Raw genomic sequence first — 15,078 nt, forward strand, 5'->3', positions numbered from 1 at the left:
CCCCCACCTTTCGTGGTGCCGTCTCGGGGGGCCCCGCCCCCGGGGGGGCGCCCCCCCCCCCCCCCCCCCCCCCCCGCCCCCCCCCGGGGCGGCCGGGGGGGGGGGGGGGGCCCCCCCCGCGAAGAGGCCAGCAGAGTTCTTCAGGGCAAAAAAAAGGCCGCTGCAAGCCGCAGCGGCCAATCGAGACGTTAGATCAAGGAGCTTCAAAATCTACGTCGGTGAACCTCGCAGGCCTGAAAGGCGGGGGGGAGAGCCCTTCATGCCGGCCAGTGCGTCCAAGAATAAGGGCTTGATCCCACAGGAAAAATAGCCGCTTATGACATTCACCTTTACGTATCGGGCAATAGTGTCGCAGGCGCTCAGGCAGCGGGCGAATAGCCCATGCGCCAGCTGGTTTCCCGCGTTGCCGCCAGCAACCGTTGCGCCGCCGGGCCATGCTCGTCGGCATGGAAGATCGAGGTAGGCCCTACCACCGTCATCACCGCGGCGATCTGCCCCAAGGCATTGAACACCGGCGCCGACAGCGCATCCACGCCCGGCATCAGCAGCCCGTGCACATGGTGCAGGCCACGTTCGCGGATGCCCGCCAGCACCGTCTGGTAGTCGGCGGCGCTGTGCTGCAGCGCCGCCAGTTCCCGGTCACGCAACTCCACGGTCTCGCGCTCTGGCAGGTAGGCGGCGAACACCAGCCCGGTGGACGAGCTCAGCAGCGGCAATACCGAGCCGATCTGGGTGACCACGGTAACCGCACGCACCGCCGGTTCGATGCTGACCACGGTCGCGCCCTGGTTACCCCACACGGCAATGAAACAGCTCTCGTTCAGGTCATCGCGCAGCTGCGACAACGGCAGCGCGGCAGTCTTCAGCACATCGATGCTGCCCAGCGCCGCCAGTCCCACGCGCAAGGCCTCGCGCCCCAGGCCGTAATGGTTGGTGGCGGCATCCTGTTCGGCAAAACCGCTGGCGATCAACGCCTGCAAATAACGGTGCACCTTGCTCGCCGGCATGTGCACATGCTCCGCCAGACGCGACAGCGAGGTGGACGGTGAAAGTTCGGCAAGGGCCTTGAGGATGTCGGTGCCGACTTCCGCCGAGCGGACTTTCTGCTTGCCGTTGTCGGCGGGGGAGCTGGCTTTGGCCATGGACATCTTCTTCCGGATTCGTCGAGTCGCGCCTTTATAGCTTGACGCCTTGCCCGGAGCAAATTACGTTATTCGTAATCTGATTACGATAAAAACAATGCAGACGCGCTGCCGCCCCGCTCCGGGCCAGCAGCAGCTGCCCGCAACGGCTCGGCCAGAGCCCGGAGGCATCGATGAATCGCGATACATCACCCGACCTTGACTACCTCAGCGGCTTCGGCAACGAATTTGCCAGCGAAGCGCTGCCAGGTGCCCTGCCGGTCGGGCAGAACTCGCCACAGAAGGCGCCCTACGGGCTGTATGCCGAGCTGCTTTCGGGCACAGCGTTCACCATGACCCGCAGCGAGCTGCGCCGCACCTGGCTGTACCGTATTCGCCCATCGGCATTGCACCCGCGCTTCGAGCGCCTGGCGCGCCAGCCGCTGAGCGGCCCGCTGGGGGCCGTCACCCCCAATCGCCTGCGCTGGAACCCCCAGCCGATCCCCACCGAGCCGACCGATTTCATCGACGGCTGGCTGCCGATGGTGGCCAACGCCGCCGCTGAAAAGCCGGCCGGCGTGAGCATCTACATCTACCGCGCCAACCGCTCCATGGAGCGGGTGTTCTTCAACGCCGACGGTGAACTGCTGCTGGTGCCGGAACAGGGCCGCCTGCGCATCGCCACCGAACTGGGCGTGATGGACGTCGAGCCGCTGGAAATTGCCGTGATCCCGCGCGGCATGAAATTCCGCGTTGAACTGCTCGACGGCCAGGCCCGCGGCTATATCGCCGAAAACCACGGCGCGCCGCTGCGCATCCCGGACCTTGGCCCGATCGGCAGCAACGGCCTGGCCAACCCGCGCGACTTCCTCACCCCGGTGGCGCACTACGAAGAGGCCGAGGGCCCGGTGCAGCTGGTGCAGAAGTTCCTCGGCGAACACTGGGCCTGCGAACTGCAGCACTCGCCGCTGGACGTGGTCGCCTGGCACGGCAGCAACGTGCCGTACAAGTACGACCTGCGCCGCTTCAACACCATCGGCACGGTCAGCTTCGACCATCCGGACCCGTCGATCTTCACCGTGCTGACCTCGCCGACCAGCGTGCATGGCATGGCCAACATGGACTTCGTGATCTTCCCGCCACGCTGGATGGTGGCCGAGAACACCTTCCGTCCGCCATGGTTCCACCGCAATCTGATGAACGAGTTCATGGGCCTGATTCAGGGCGCCTACGATGCCAAGGCCGAGGGCTTCCTGCCGGGCGGCGCCTCGCTGCACGGGGTGATGAGCGCCCACGGCCCCGACGCCGAAACCTGCGAAAAGGCGATTGCCGCCGACCTGGCGCCGCACAAGATCGACAACACCATGGCCTTCATGTTCGAGACCAGCCAGGTGCTGCGCCCGAGCCTGTACGCCCTCGAATGCCCGCAATTGCAGGCCGACTACGATAGTTGCTGGGCCACCTTGCCGAGCACCTTCAACCCGAACCGGAGATAACCCATGAACCAGACCGCCATTGCCCGTAGCTGGGTCGAGCACGCCAACGGGCACAGCGACTTCCCGCTGCAGAACCTGCCGCTGGGCATCTTCAGCCGGCCGGGTGAAGCCCGTCGTTGTGGCGTGGCCATTGGTGACGCGATCCTCGACCTGGAAGCGGTGCTGGCCACCGGCCTGTTCGACGGCGCTGCCAAGGCTGCCGTCGAGGCCACCCGTGGTGGGGCTTTGAACGCCTTCTTCGCCCTCGGCCGCAGTGCCCGTGTGGCCCTGCGCGAGCGCCTGCTGGTGCTGCTGGGCGAGCACAGCGAACACCAATCGGCGCTGCAGGCCGCACTGTATCCGGCCAGCGCCTGCCAACTGCACGTACCGGCGCAGATCGGTGACTACACCGACTTTTACGTGGGCATCGAGCATGCCAAGAACGTGGGCAAGCTGTTCCGCCCCGACAACCCGTTGCTGCCCAACTACAAGTACGTGCCGATCGGTTATCACGGCCGGGCCTCGACCATTCGCCCGTCCGGCACCGATGTACGCCGGCCCAAGGGCCAGACCCTGCCGGCCGGGCACAGCGAGCCGAGCTTCGGCCCTTGCGCGCGCCTGGACTACGAGCTGGAACTGGGTATCTGGATCGGCCAGGGCAATGACATGGGCCAGGCGATCCCGGTAGGCGACGCCGCCGAGCACGTGGCCGGCCTGTGCCTGCTCAACGACTGGTCGGCGCGTGATATCCAGGCTTGGGAATATCAGCCGCTGGGCCCGTTCCTGTCCAAGAGTTTCATCACCACTGTCTCGCCCTGGGTGGTCACCGCCGAAGCGCTGGAGCCATTCCGCTGCGCCCAGCCGGCACGCCCGGAAGGCGACCCGCAGCCACTGTCGTACCTGCTGGACAAGCGCGACCAGGCCGCCGGCGCCTTCGATATCGAACTCGAAGTGCTGCTGCTGACCGAGCGCATGCGCGAGCAGGGCCTGGCCCCGCACCGCCTGACCTTGAGCAACACCCGCAGCATGTACTGGACCGTGGCGCAGCTGGTCGCGCACCACAGCGTCAACGGCTGCCAGCTGCAGCCGGGCGACTTGTTCGGTTCGGGCACGCTGTCGGGCGCCACGCCGGGTTCGTTCGGCAGCCTGCTGGAGATCACCGAAGGCGGCAAGCACCCGGTGGAACTGGCCAGCGGCGAGGTGCGCAAGTTCCTCGAAGACGGTGACGAGATCATCCTGCGTGCCCGTTGCGCGCGTGAGGGTGTGGCCAGCATCGGCTTCGGCGAATGCCGTGGCACGGTCATCGCGGCCAACTGAGGAGGCATGGCATGGAACTGTACACTTATTACCGTTCCACCTCGTCCTACCGGGTGCGCATCGCGCTGGCACTGAAGGGGCTGGCCTACCAGTCCCTGCCGGTCAACCTGCTGCAGGGCGAGCAGCGCGGTGCCGACTATGTCGCGGTCAACCCGCAGGGCCGCGTCCCGGCCTTGCGTACCGACGGCGGGGAGCTGCTAGTGCAATCACCGGCGATCATCGAGTACCTGGAAGAGGTTTATCCACAGCCCGCCTTGCTGCCTGCCACGGCAGAGGCGCGCGCCAAGGTACGGGGCGTGGCGGCGATCATCGGCTGCGACATTCACCCGCTGCACAACGTCAGCGTGCTCAACCGGCTGCGCCAGGCCGGCCAGGACGAAAGCCAGGTCAACCAGTGGATCGGTCACTGGATCGGCCAAGGGCTGGCGGCGGTCGAGCAACTGATTGGCGATAACGGCTTCTGCTTTGGCGATGAGCCTGGCCTGGCCGATGTTTACCTGATCCCGCAGTTGTACGCGGCCGAGCGCTTCAACATCGACCTCGCCGGTTTCCCGCGCATCGGGCGGGTCGCCGCCCTGGCAGCCGGGCACCCGGCGTTCGTCCAGGCCCACCCCGCCCGGCAGGCAGACAGCCCGGCTCAGTGAATGGAACGGTTTGCCGCCGGAAGCTTGCCGATACGTTCGGACAACTTCAGGCGCTGGACCGGGTCTTCGCTCAGCAGCAGCGCATGCTCCAGGTCGAAACGCTCGGCCTGCGGGCAGTCCAGGTGCTGGTACAGCGAGGCGCGGGTGACATAGTCACTGGCCTGGACCGGGCCCAGCTGCATGACCCGTTCGGCATCGATCAGCGCTGCCAGGTGCTGATCGTTAGCCATGTGCAACTGGCGCAGGTTCCGTGACAGGCGTTGCAGCATCTGCTGCGGGCTGGCACTGCGCAGGTGCTCGGCGGTCAGCGCCACATGCGGGCCGAACTGGCGGGCCAGCAGCTCGCGGCAATCGTTGGGGTACAGGCGCCGGCCACCGCAGGGGTCGAGCAGGTGGTCGGCACCGGGCACTCGCAGCAGGAAATGCCCGGGGAAGCCCACGCCTTCAAGGGGGATGGACAGGCGCCGGGCCAGTTCCAGAGCGAGAATGGCCAGGGTCAGCGGTTGGCCACGGCGGCGCTGCAACACTTTGTTCATCAGCGCGGCATGCGGGCGCAGGGGGTGGTATTCATCCTGCTGGAAGCCCAGGGCATTGAGCTGACGCAGCAGTGGCTGGGCCAGTTCGCACAGCGGCAGCATCGGCAGGTGGGCGCTGATTTCGCGTTGCAAGTCGTGGAGCAGGGCAAGGCTGGCCGCAGGCTCGACACTGCCGTCGTGCTCGGCGGCAATCCACAATGCGGCTTCCAGCAGGGCGACCGGCTCGCGTTCCAGGCAGGCCAGGCAGGCTTGACGTGGCTTCATGGGGTTCTCCACACACGCTTGAGTATTAGACGCGGTGCAGGGTTTCGTCCAGTGGTCCGGCGGCGGCGCCAGCCCAGGGGCCGCGCCTATACTGCAAAGAGCACCTCGTAGGGGAGCCTGCCGATGTTCGCGCTGATGCAAAGCACCCGCACCCAGTCGCTGCACTTGTTCACCGACCCGCCCACCGGCCTGAAAGCCGTGGTGGCGATTCATAGCGAGCAACTGGGCCCGGCCATCGGTGGTTGCCGCTACCTGCCTTATGCCGACGACGAAAGCGCCATGACCGACGCCATTCGCCTGGCCCAGGGGATGAGCTACAAGGCGGCGCTGGCCGGCCTGCCACTGGGGGGCGGCAAGGCGGTGATCATGCGCAACCCGCATGTGGAAAACCGCGCTGCGTTGTTCGAGGCGTTTGGCCGCTTCATCGATACCCTGCAAGGGCGCTTCATCATCGCCGTGGACAGCGGCACCTCTACCCTGGACATGGACTGCATCGCCCAGAGCACGCCGCATGTGACCAGCACCACGGCCGCAGGCGACCCGTCACCGCATGCGGCGATGGGGGTTTTTGCCGGCATTCGTGCGACCACTTCGTTCCGCCTCGGCACGGATGACCTGCAGGGGTTGCGGGTGGCGGTGCAGGGGCTGGGCAATGTTGGTTACGCCCTGGCCGAGCAACTGCACGCAGCCGGGGCCGACTTGCTGGTGAGCGATCTGGACCCTGGGCGGGTGCGGCTGGCGGTGGAGCAGTTCAATGCCCACCCGGTCACCAACGATGCGTTGCTCGGTACCCCGTGCGACATCTTCGCCCCCTGCGGTGTCGGCCCGGTACTGACCGGGCAGAGCGTGATGCAGCTACGTTGCGCGGCGGTGGCGGGGGCGGCGAACAACCAGCTGACCACCTTGCAGGTGGCCGACCAGCTGGAATCGCGCGGGATTCTGTATGCGCCAGACTATGTGATCAATGCCGGTGGGTTGATCTACGTGGCGCTTGCCCACCGAGGCGAGGATCTGGGCACCATCACCGCGCACCTGGCGCGGATACCTTCACGGCTGACCGAAGTGTTTGGTCATGCACAGGCCGAGAAACGCTCGCCGGCGCGGGTGGCGCAGATGCTGGCGGAGCGGTTGCTCTACGGCTGAATACTGGCGCTGGCTTTGCTGGCCTCTTCGCGGGTAAACCCGCTCCCACAGGTACTGCACAGCCCTCAGGAACGGGGCGCTTCCTGCAGCAGCGGGTTCACCCGCGAAGCAAGCGGCACCGCTGTCACGCTGCTGCACCACCCTCGAGCAACTCTGCCAACGCATCCGGCTGGTTCTTGAACGCCCGGGCGAACACATCGCGGTTCCTGGCCATGTAGATTCCGGCTTCCTCCACCTGCTGCTCGGTCAGCGACGGCACGGCCTTGTGCAACACCTCGGCCAGGCGCTCGGCCAGTTCGAGCATCTTGTCGTGACGGTCTGCTTCGGCCTTATCCATGAACAAGCGCTCCGGGTCGCGGCTGCTGCGGTACACCACTTCGACGGCCATTCATCACCTCTGTGCCTTTTGTTGGGTTTTTACTGTATCTATATACAGTAATGGCAATGTTGGTTGCTTCGCAAGCAGAAATTGTAGCGTGGCCTGAATCGAGCGGCGCAGGGCCGGCCCAACGTGCCTTGCGGCAATCGGTCGCCTTCCAAGGCAAGGGCCTGGCCTTTTAACTGCATGGCAAAAGCGTCACAGCGCTGACGCATCATCCTTCAAGACGTATCGGGGAATGGAACATCGTGAACACCAAATGGGCAGAAAAGCTGCGCAAGGGCCTGCACGGCTCGGCCGACTCGCTGGGCAACCTGTGCGTCGAGGCATTCCATTACCTGGCACTGTTCGGCATTGGCGCGATCACCGCCTATGCGGCGGTGATGACCTTCATCGACATGCTCGGCAAGGGCGGGGTCAGTGTCGACGACATCCTGCTGCTGTTCATCTACCTGGAGCTGGGGGCGATGGTCGGGATCTACTTCAAGACCAACCACATGCCGATCCGCTTCCTGCTCTACGTGGCCATCACCGCGCTGACCCGCCTGCTGATCGGCGATGTCTCGCACCACAAGGCGCCGGACGCAGGGCTGCTGTACGTGTGCGGCGGCATCCTGTTGCTGGCGTTCTCGATCCTGGTGGTGCGCTACGCCTCCTACCGCTACCCCTCGACCAAGGCGCTGGACGCCAACGGCAAGGAAGTGGAAGAGGGCAAGTAAGCCTCAGTTGGCGACGAAGTGGCGCGGCTCCTGGCGGGCATCGCGGGTCAGCGCGGCCAGCACCTGCATGGGGTTCTGGCTGTGTTCGATGGCCAGGCCCAGGCGGATGCTGTCGATCACCCGCTGCAGGCGCACCGGGTCATTGCGCTGAGCCTGGGTGATCAGGCGCTTGGCGACCACGCCGGCGTCGTCGGACAGGGTCAGCATGATGCTGCCGTCGAGGTTGGCGATGCTCAGGTTGACCCGGTATTCGGGGGCGAATGCAGCACTGATTCGTTCGAATGGGTTGTTCATGGTCTTGCTTCTGCGGTGAATGACTGCAGAGGTTGACCGGCGCGATCGCCAGTTGGTTCAGCGCCATTGATCGCCACAAACGAAAACGCCCGGCACGGGGCCGGGCGTTGTCTGGAGTGCCGATCAGGCGTCCGGGTCAGTCAGTTCCAGGGCGCCGCGCTTGCTGCGCAGCTTGCCGTAGAAGTGTTCCAGCGCGTGGTTCAGCTTGGTGGCGGCACCATCGACCGCCTGGTCCAGCGAAGTGGCGGTGTGGGTCACCGAAATCGGTTGATGGCCTTTGGGGCGAGCCTCCATCTGGCAGCGTTTGTCATGCGGTCCGGGCTTGGCGCCGTTCTCGTCGCGCAGGTGCACCTCGATGCGGGTGAGGTCGTCTTCGTAACGTTCCAGCGAGGTTTGCAGTGTGCTGCGGACCCACTGATCGAGCCGGGCATTGCCTTCGAAATGGTTGCTGCTGTTTACCTGGATTTGCATGATTCAATCCTTATTCAGCTTGCTCGCATGGAGACGCATCCAGGTCATTGAGACCCTTGGAATTTCTGCGTCTCTTGACCCTAAGGTCAGGCAACCGCGAAACGAATTCAAGCCCTTTTTGAAAATAAATTTCTTGTTGCATTCAAGGCGACAGGCGGTGCATCGCTCAGCCTTTGCTTATGAGAATTGAAATCATTATTATTGCAGCCCCGCAAACGCCCGGACCTTCGCCATGACGCGCAAAACCGCCGGCCTCTCGCTCAGCTACCGCCTGGCTGTGACCTCACGCAGCCTGGCCGCGCTGCTGGGCGGCTACCTGCTGGCGTCCATGGCCAGCGTCTGCATTGCCCTGACGGCGCCGCTGCCACAGGTGGATGCCACGCTTACCGGCCTGCTGCTGTCATTCGTCTTCTACCTGCTGGCGTTCATCTGGTGCTTCGCCTGTCGCAACGCATTGCGCGCCTGGCTGGGAGTGCTGGCGCCAAGCCTGGTGCTGGCCGTGGTCAGCGCCTTGGTCTACTGGATGAACCCCCGATGAAAGAAGGCTTCCGCCAGGCCATGGCCTGGCTGCATACCTGGACCGGCCTGATCTTCGGCTGGCTGCTGTTCGCCATCTTCCTCACCGGCACGCTGTCGTACTTCAAGGAAGAAATAACCCGCTGGGCGCAGCCCGAAGTGCATCGCCAGGCACTGCAGCCGAGCCACGACCTGGAAGTGGCGCAGCGTTACCTGCAGGACCACGCCGGGCATTCCGGCACCTGGTTCATCCGCCTGCCCAACGCACGCGAGGCCGCCTTGAGCGTGGGCTATCGCGACGCCAATGGCGGGCCGCGCGGTTTCGTCAGCAAGACCCTCGACAGCCACACCGGTCAGCCGGTGGCCGCACGCGACAGCCGCGGTGGCGAGTTCTTCTACCGCTTCCACTTCCAGCTGCAGATGCCCCATCCCTACGGCCGCTGGCTCTCGACGTTCTGCGCCTTCATCATGCTGCTGGGGCTGGTCACCGGCATCATCACCCACAAGAAGATCTTCAAGGAGTTCTTCACCTTCCGCCCCGGCAAGGGCCAGCGCTCGTGGCTGGACGGGCACAACGCGGTCGGCGTGCTGGTGCTGCCGTTCCACCTGATGATCAGCTACAGCAGCCTGGTGCTGTTCATGTACATGGTGATGCCGGCGGGCATCATGGCCAGTTACGGCAATGACACCGGCAAGTACTTCAACGACCTGTTCGGCCGCAACGAAGCGCCCAAGGCGGCCCAGGTGGCCGCGCCGCTGGTGCCATTGCCGAGCCTGTACGCCAAGGTGCAGGCGCTGCAACCGGGCGCGCGTATCGGCAACATCCAGGTGCAGAACCCGGGCGACAGCAATGCCCGCGTCACCTTCACCCAGTCGGCAGCCGACCACGTCGCCTACCGGCGCAGCGCCAACTGGACCTTCGACGGTGCCAGCGGTGCGCTGCTGAGCCAGGGCAAGCCGGAGAGCGCGGCGATGATGACCGCGTTCAGCTTTGCCGGCCTGCACATGGGCAACTTCGCCGGGCCCTGGCTGCGCTGGCTGTACTTCTTCTTCGGCGTCGCCGGCACTGCGGTGATCGGCACCGGGCTGGTGATGTGGCTGGGCAAGCGTCAGCTCAAGCATGCCAAGGGCGGCCACCCGCCGGGCGAACTGCGCCTGGTCGAGGTGCTCAATATCGCCAGCATGAGCGGCCTGCTGCTGGCAGTGGCGGGCTTCTTCTGGGCCAACCGCCTGCTGCCGATGGGCATCGAAGGGCGGGCCGACTGGGAGGTCAACGCCTTCTTCATCGCCTGGGGCCTGTCGTTGCTGCACGCCATGCTGCGCAGTGGGCGCCGTGCCTGGGGTGAGCAACTAGCACTGGGCGCACTGGCGTTCGCCTTGCTGCCATTGCTGAACGGCCTGACCACCGGCCAAGGCCTGAACCATTCGTTACAGGCCGGCGACTGGGCCATGGCCGGTTTCGACCTTACGGCGCTGGGTACCGGCCTGTTGCTGGCCTGGCTGGCTAGCAAGATGCTGCGCAGCCGCCAACCTGCAGCCAGGCGCACCCCGCGTGCGGTAAACACACCGAGCAGCGAAACGGCGGAGGCGAGCTGATGCTGGGCAATGCGTTGATCGCCTTCGCGGGCTTCGTTGCCCTGTGCCTGGCCATGGAAAAACACTTCGCCGACCTGCTCGGGCGCCGGCCGCGCCCTGGGCAGTTGCGCCTGTTGCGCAGCGCCGGCTGGCTGCTGCTGATGCTGTCGGCGGTGCTCAGTGTGCACCTGCGCGGCTGGGCCCATGGCTTGGTGGAATGGACCGCGGTGTTGATGGCTGCGGCGACCCTGTGGGTGTTCGGCCTGCCGTACCAGCCCCGTCTGCTGCTGGGCCTGGCCGCCGCCAGCGGGGTGCTGGGGCCGGCGCTGGCCGTGTTCGCCGGGTGAGCCGATGAGCGAGCCAGGCGAGATGATCGACGCGGACGAGAACAGCAGCGGGCGTGCGCGGTTCGTCCAGGTGTTCCAGGCCCAGCGGGCGCGCATGGAAGCCCTGGTCAGCCGCCGGGTCGGTTGCCGCGCCACCGCATCGGACCTGGTGCAGGAGCTGTTTCTGCGTTTCTGGCGCCGCCCCGAGGTCAAGGTCGAGGCGCTGGACACCTACCTGCTGCGTTGCGCCGGCAACCTGGCCATCGACCACTTGCGCAGTGAAGGCAGCCGTGAACGCGTGGCGGAAGCGGTGTTGCCGGTGGATGAAGCGGCGATGGCGCTGGCCCCGGAGCAGGCCGTGGAAGTCGATCACGACTTGCAGCGCATCGAAGCCGCCTTGCGCGCCTTGCCTGACCGCACCCGGCAGATTTTCCTGCTCAACCGCATTCATGGCTGCAAGTACGGCGAGATCGCCAAGGCCATGCAGTTGTCCCAGAGCGCGGTGGAAAAGCATATGATGCGCGCCCTCGAAGCGTGCAAGGCGAGTGTCGCCGAGCCCGCGTCCACCCCACGCCGGCCAGGGAGTGCCCGTCGATGAGCCGTTTACCGCCGATCAGCGAGGCGCAGTCCCGGGCTGCCTTGCAGTGGCTCGGCCGCATCAACGAGCAGCCCGCGCAAGCCGAGGGCGCTGCTTTCAAGCGCTGGCTGCTGAGCGACCCTGCGCACCGCGCCGCCTATGCACAAGCCCAGGCGCTGTGGCACAAGAGCGCCACCCCGGCGGCGCGCCTGGCCGCTGAACAGCACGACGACCTGCAGCGTTACCTGGCTGCCATGGCCAGGCCGCCCACCGCGCGGCGCTGGCGGCTTGCAGCAATGGCGATGGCGGCCTGCCTGGTGCTGGCCATCGGTGTTGCCGCTGGCTGGCAGCCGAGTTACTGGCTGCAGGACCTGCAGGCCGACTACCGCAGCGCCGGGCAGATTCGCCAGGTGACCTTGGCCGACCAGTCGCAGGTGACGCTGGATGCCGGCAGCGCGATTGCGGTGGATTTCGAGCACGGCGAGCGTCGCGTGCGGCTGTTGCATGGCGCGGCGTTTTTCCAGGTCACGCATACCGGCGAGCCGTTCCTGGTCGAAGCCGCCGGCGGCGCGGTGCGGGTGCTTGGCACCCAGTTCGAGGTACGCGAGCAAGGCGACGGTGCCCAGGTGACGGTGCGCAGCGGGCGGGTGGCGGTGAGCCCGGCAACAGGCGCTGTAGTGCGCGAACTCACCGCCAACCAGCAGGTGGCTTACCGCGCCGGTCGGGCAGGCGAAACCTTGTCGGTAGACAGCGACAGCCGCCTGGCCTGGCGCCAGGGTTGGTTGAACTACTACCAGGTGCCGTTGGCGCAGGTGGTCGAGGACCTCGGGCGCTATTACCCAGGGCGCATCCTGTTGCTTGATGGCGAGCTGGGGCAGCGCAAGGTCAGTGGCAGTTTCCCGCTGGCCGAGCCGCTGCTGGCGCTGGATTCGCTGGGCAAGGTGATGGGCTTTTCGCGGCAGACCGTGCTGGGGCGGTTGACCTTGGTTCGCTAGCTGCCTGTGCCGGCCTCTTCGCGGGTGAACCCGCTCCCACAGGTACTGCACAGGATTTTAAACTTGCGCCCTTCCTGTGGGAGCGGGTTCACCCGCGAAGAGGCCGGCACAGGCAAAAATATTTTCAGAAAGCGGATGAGGTAACAGGACGTGGCATCCGTGTAATGAGTGGAAGTGCGATTCATTCGCAGTCATCACCCTCTCACAGGTCAGCGTCCATGAAGTTCACCCCGCGTTGCGTCCCTCTCTGGCTCGGCCTTTGCGCGCTGCCGACCGTCGCTGTCACGCCCTTGGCCTGCGCTGCCGAGCAACAGCAGGCGTACGCCTTCGCCCAACCGGCGCAACCTTTGGCTCAGGCGCTCAACGCCTTCAGCCGCACCACCGGCCAGAGCGTCGTCTATACCCTCGAGCTACCTGGCGTGCAGGCGCCGGCGCTGAACGGCAGCTTCAGCGCCGAGCAGGCCCTGCAACAACTGCTGGGTACCAGCGGGCTGGCCTGGCGCCGCGTCGATGCACGCACCGTCACCCTGGAAGCGCTGGACACGTCCGGCGCCCTCAACTTGCAGGCCACCACCGTGACCTCGCAACTGGACGACTACAGCTACCAGCCCCCGGCCAGCGCCGCGATCATGCGCGGGCAAGGCCCGAGCCAGGACATCCCCCAGGCGATCAACGTGGTCCCGGCACAGGTCATCCGCGACCAGGCCCCGCGCAACCTCGACGACGCCCTGGCCAACGTCAGCGGCATCACCCAGGGCAACAATTTCGGTGGCACTTCCGACACGGTGATGAAGCGCGGCTTTGGCGACAACCGCGACGGTTCGATCATGCGCGACGGCATGCCCGTGGTGCAGGGCCGCAACCTCAATGCCAGCACCGAGCGGGTCGAGGTGCTCAAGGGGCCGGCCTCGCTGCTGTACGGCATCCAGGACCCGGGCGGGGTGATCAACGTGGTCAGCAAGCGGCCGCAGTTGCAGCAATACAACGCCCTGACCGTGCGCGGCTCGACCTACGGCAGTGGCAAGAATGGCAGCGGCGGCGGCTTCGACAGCACCGGCGGGCTGGGCGAGAGCAATTTCGCCTACCGCCTGATCGTCGATCATGAAGACGAGGACTACTGGCGCAACTACGGCGTGCACCGCGAATCGTTGGTGGCGCCGTCACTGGCGTGGCTGGGCGAAAACACCCAGGTGGTACTGGCTTACGAGCACCGCGAGTTTCTGTCACCGTTCGACCGGGGCACGGCGTTCGGTAACGACGGCCACCCGCTGGATATCCCGGCCACGCGGCGCCTGGACGAGCCGTTCAACGACATGGAAGGGCGTTCCGACTTGTACCGCCTGGAGGTCGACCACCAGCTGGCCGACGACTGGAAGCTGCACTTCGGCTATAGCTTCAACCGCGAGACCTACGACGCCAGCCAGGTGCGGGTGACTGGCGTGAATGAACAAAAGGGTACGCTGTCGCGCAGCATCGACGGCACCCACAACGCCATGAGCCGTGACCAGTTCGCCACCCTGAGCCTGGCCGGCAGTGTGCAACTGGCCGGCATGCAGAACGACTTGCTGTTCGGCCTCGACCACGAGGACCGCAAGATTTTTCGCGGTGACCTGATCCGGCAGAAAGCGCAATCTGCGTTCAGCTACGTCAACCCGGTCTACGGCCAGGAAGTGGAGGGCACCACGGTCGGCGCCCGGGAAAGTGACCAGACCGACAAGCTGCGCACCGATGCGCTGTTCGCCCAGGACGCGCTGCACCTGGATGAGCACTGGATTCTGGTGGCCGGTGCGCGCTTCCAGCAATACGACCAGTACGCCGGTCGCGGTCGGCCGTTCCAGGTCAATACCGACAGCAATGGCCAGACCTGGGTGCCGCACGCGGGGGTGGTGTACAAGCTCGATGAGCAGCTGTCGTTCTATGCCAGCTACAGCGAATCGTTCAAGCCCAATTCGAGCATTGCCCCGCTGGTCGACAACGTGGTGCTGGACGGGGCGGTGGCGCCGGAGGAGGGCAAGTCGTGGGAGCTTGGCGCCAAGCTCGACATGCCTGGTCGGCTCACCGGCACCCTGGCGCTGTTCGACATCACCAAGCGCAACGTGCTGGTTTCCAGCCTCGACCTGGCCACCGGCGACACGCTGTACAGCAATGCCGGCGAGGTGAACTCGCGCGGTGTCGAACTGGACCTGACCGGCCAGCTGAGCGACCGCTGGAGCCTGATCGGCAGCTACGCCTTCATTGATGCGCAGGTGACCAAGGACCCGGAACTCAAGGGCAACCGCCTGCAGAACGTGGCCCGGCACAGTGGTTCGCTGTCGGCGGTGTACGACTATGGCAGCCTGTTCGGTGGCGATCGCCTGCGCCTTGGCGCAGGGGCGCGGTACGTGGGCGAGCGGGCGGGTGACCCGAGCAACACCTTCGACCTGCCGTCCTATACCGTGGCCGATGCCTTTGCCAGCTACGAAACCCGGCTGGATGAGCACAAGGTGCTGTTGCAATTGAATGTGAAGAACCTGTTCGACAAGGTGTATTACAGCTCGGCGGTGAACCAGAACTTCGTGGCCATCGGCGATGCGCGTCAGGTGAGCTTGTCGAGTACCTTCGAGTTCTAGGTAGCAGGGGCCGCTTTGCGGCCCATCGCCGGGGGCCCCCCCCCCCCCCCGGGGGGCCGCGCGGGGGGGGGGGGGGGGGCGGGGGGGGGGGGGGGGGGGGGGGGGGGGGGGGCCAGG

The 15,078-nt window shown here is 65.9% G+C and carries 16 protein-coding genes; 11 read left to right on the top strand and 5 right to left on the bottom strand.

Annotated features, from left to right (window positions below; translation table 11 throughout):
• Positions 1-359: 359 nt before the first annotated feature.
• On the bottom strand, positions 360-1,142 hold the full coding sequence (locus C6A77_RS23855) for an IclR family transcriptional regulator (protein WP_114171821.1): 783 nt from the start codon (positions 1,140-1,142) through the stop codon (positions 360-362).
• A 173-nt stretch (positions 1,143-1,315) separates the two neighbouring features.
• Here C6A77_RS23855 and hmgA point away from each other — a divergent pair, with 173 nt between their 5' ends.
• From hmgA to maiA, 3 genes are read left to right on the top strand one after another with little or no spacing between them, the layout of a single operon-like run.
• A complete protein-coding gene (hmgA, locus tag C6A77_RS23860) occupies positions 1,316-2,617 on the top strand; it encodes a homogentisate 1,2-dioxygenase (protein WP_114171822.1) in 1,302 nt (433 codons plus the stop codon).
• Positions 2,618-2,620: 3 nt separating this feature from the next.
• Positions 2,621-3,913 (top strand): fumarylacetoacetase, encoded by a 1,293-nt coding sequence (gene fahA, locus C6A77_RS23865; protein ID WP_114171823.1) that lies wholly within the window; start codon positions 2,621-2,623, stop codon positions 3,911-3,913.
• Between the two features lie 11 nt (positions 3,914-3,924).
• Entirely contained in the window at positions 3,925-4,557 is a 633-nt protein-coding gene (gene maiA, locus C6A77_RS23870; RefSeq protein WP_114171824.1) for a maleylacetoacetate isomerase, read from the top strand.
• Here the strand turns inward: maiA and C6A77_RS23875 are convergent.
• On the bottom strand, positions 4,551-5,357 hold the full coding sequence (locus tag C6A77_RS23875) for a tetratricopeptide repeat protein (RefSeq protein WP_114171825.1): 807 nt from the start codon (positions 5,355-5,357) through the stop codon (positions 4,551-4,553). The two genes, maiA and C6A77_RS23875, sit on opposite strands and share 7 nt — an antisense overlap.
• A 123-nt stretch (positions 5,358-5,480) precedes the next feature.
• Here C6A77_RS23875 and C6A77_RS23880 point away from each other — a divergent pair, with 123 nt between their 5' ends.
• On the top strand, positions 5,481-6,500 hold the full coding sequence (locus tag C6A77_RS23880; RefSeq protein WP_114171826.1) for a Glu/Leu/Phe/Val dehydrogenase dimerization domain-containing protein: 1,020 nt from the start codon (positions 5,481-5,483) through the stop codon (positions 6,498-6,500).
• Between the two features lie 124 nt (positions 6,501-6,624).
• Here C6A77_RS23880 and C6A77_RS23885 read toward each other — a convergent pair whose 3' ends face one another.
• Positions 6,625-6,888: a YebG family protein gene (locus tag C6A77_RS23885; RefSeq protein ID WP_114171827.1), complete on the bottom strand. Its 264-nt coding sequence runs from the start codon at positions 6,886-6,888 to the stop codon at positions 6,625-6,627.
• Positions 6,889-7,127: 239 nt separating this feature from the next.
• Between C6A77_RS23885 and C6A77_RS23890 the strand changes: the two genes are divergently transcribed.
• Positions 7,128-7,598 carry a phosphate-starvation-inducible PsiE family protein gene (locus tag C6A77_RS23890; protein WP_112250195.1) on the top strand — a complete coding sequence of 157 codons (471 nt, stop codon included), beginning with the start codon at positions 7,128-7,130 and terminating at the stop codon, positions 7,596-7,598.
• A gap of 3 nt (positions 7,599-7,601) precedes the next feature.
• Here the strand turns inward: C6A77_RS23890 and C6A77_RS23895 are convergent, their stop codons facing one another.
• Both C6A77_RS23895 and C6A77_RS23900 read right to left on the bottom strand, forming a co-directional pair.
• On the bottom strand, positions 7,602-7,892 hold the full coding sequence (locus C6A77_RS23895; protein WP_114171828.1) for a DUF3509 domain-containing protein: 291 nt from the start codon (positions 7,890-7,892) through the stop codon (positions 7,602-7,604).
• Between the two features lie 123 nt (positions 7,893-8,015).
• Positions 8,016-8,363, bottom strand: coding sequence for an HPF/RaiA family ribosome-associated protein (locus C6A77_RS23900; protein WP_114171829.1), 348 nt, complete (start codon positions 8,361-8,363; stop codon positions 8,016-8,018).
• Between the two features lie 232 nt (positions 8,364-8,595).
• On the opposite strand from C6A77_RS23900, the gene C6A77_RS23905 reads away from it, so the two are divergent.
• The 6 genes from C6A77_RS23905 (at position 8,596) to C6A77_RS23935 (ending at position 14,961) form a co-directional block, all read left to right on the top strand.
• Positions 8,596-8,901, top strand: a complete 306-nt coding sequence (locus tag C6A77_RS23905) for a DUF3649 domain-containing protein (protein ID WP_114171830.1) — start codon at positions 8,596-8,598, stop codon at positions 8,899-8,901.
• Positions 8,898-10,475, top strand: coding sequence for a PepSY-associated TM helix domain-containing protein (locus C6A77_RS23910; protein WP_114171831.1), 1,578 nt, complete (start codon positions 8,898-8,900; stop codon positions 10,473-10,475). Before C6A77_RS23905 ends, C6A77_RS23910 begins: the two co-directional genes overlap by 4 nt.
• Entirely contained in the window at positions 10,475-10,801 is a 327-nt protein-coding gene (locus C6A77_RS23915; protein WP_114171832.1) for a DUF3325 domain-containing protein, read from the top strand. The genes C6A77_RS23910 and C6A77_RS23915 overlap by 1 nt, the downstream gene beginning before the upstream one ends.
• Positions 10,802-10,805: 4 nt before the next feature.
• Positions 10,806-11,378 carry an RNA polymerase sigma factor gene (locus C6A77_RS23920; RefSeq protein WP_114171833.1) on the top strand — a complete coding sequence of 191 codons (573 nt, stop codon included), beginning with the start codon at positions 10,806-10,808 and terminating at the stop codon, positions 11,376-11,378.
• Complete coding sequence (locus C6A77_RS23925; RefSeq protein WP_114171834.1) at positions 11,375-12,352, top strand: FecR family protein; 978 nt, start codon at positions 11,375-11,377, stop codon at positions 12,350-12,352. The genes C6A77_RS23920 and C6A77_RS23925 overlap by 4 nt, the downstream gene beginning before the upstream one ends.
• A gap of 218 nt (positions 12,353-12,570) precedes the next feature.
• Entirely contained in the window at positions 12,571-14,961 is a 2,391-nt protein-coding gene (locus tag C6A77_RS23935; protein WP_114171835.1) for a TonB-dependent receptor, read from the top strand.
• Positions 14,962-15,078: the final 117 nt, after the last annotated feature.

The sequence above is a fragment of the Pseudomonas sp. AFG_SD02_1510_Pfu_092 genome (assembly GCF_003331055.1).
Taxonomy (GTDB): Bacteria; Pseudomonadota; Gammaproteobacteria; order Pseudomonadales; family Pseudomonadaceae; genus Aquipseudomonas.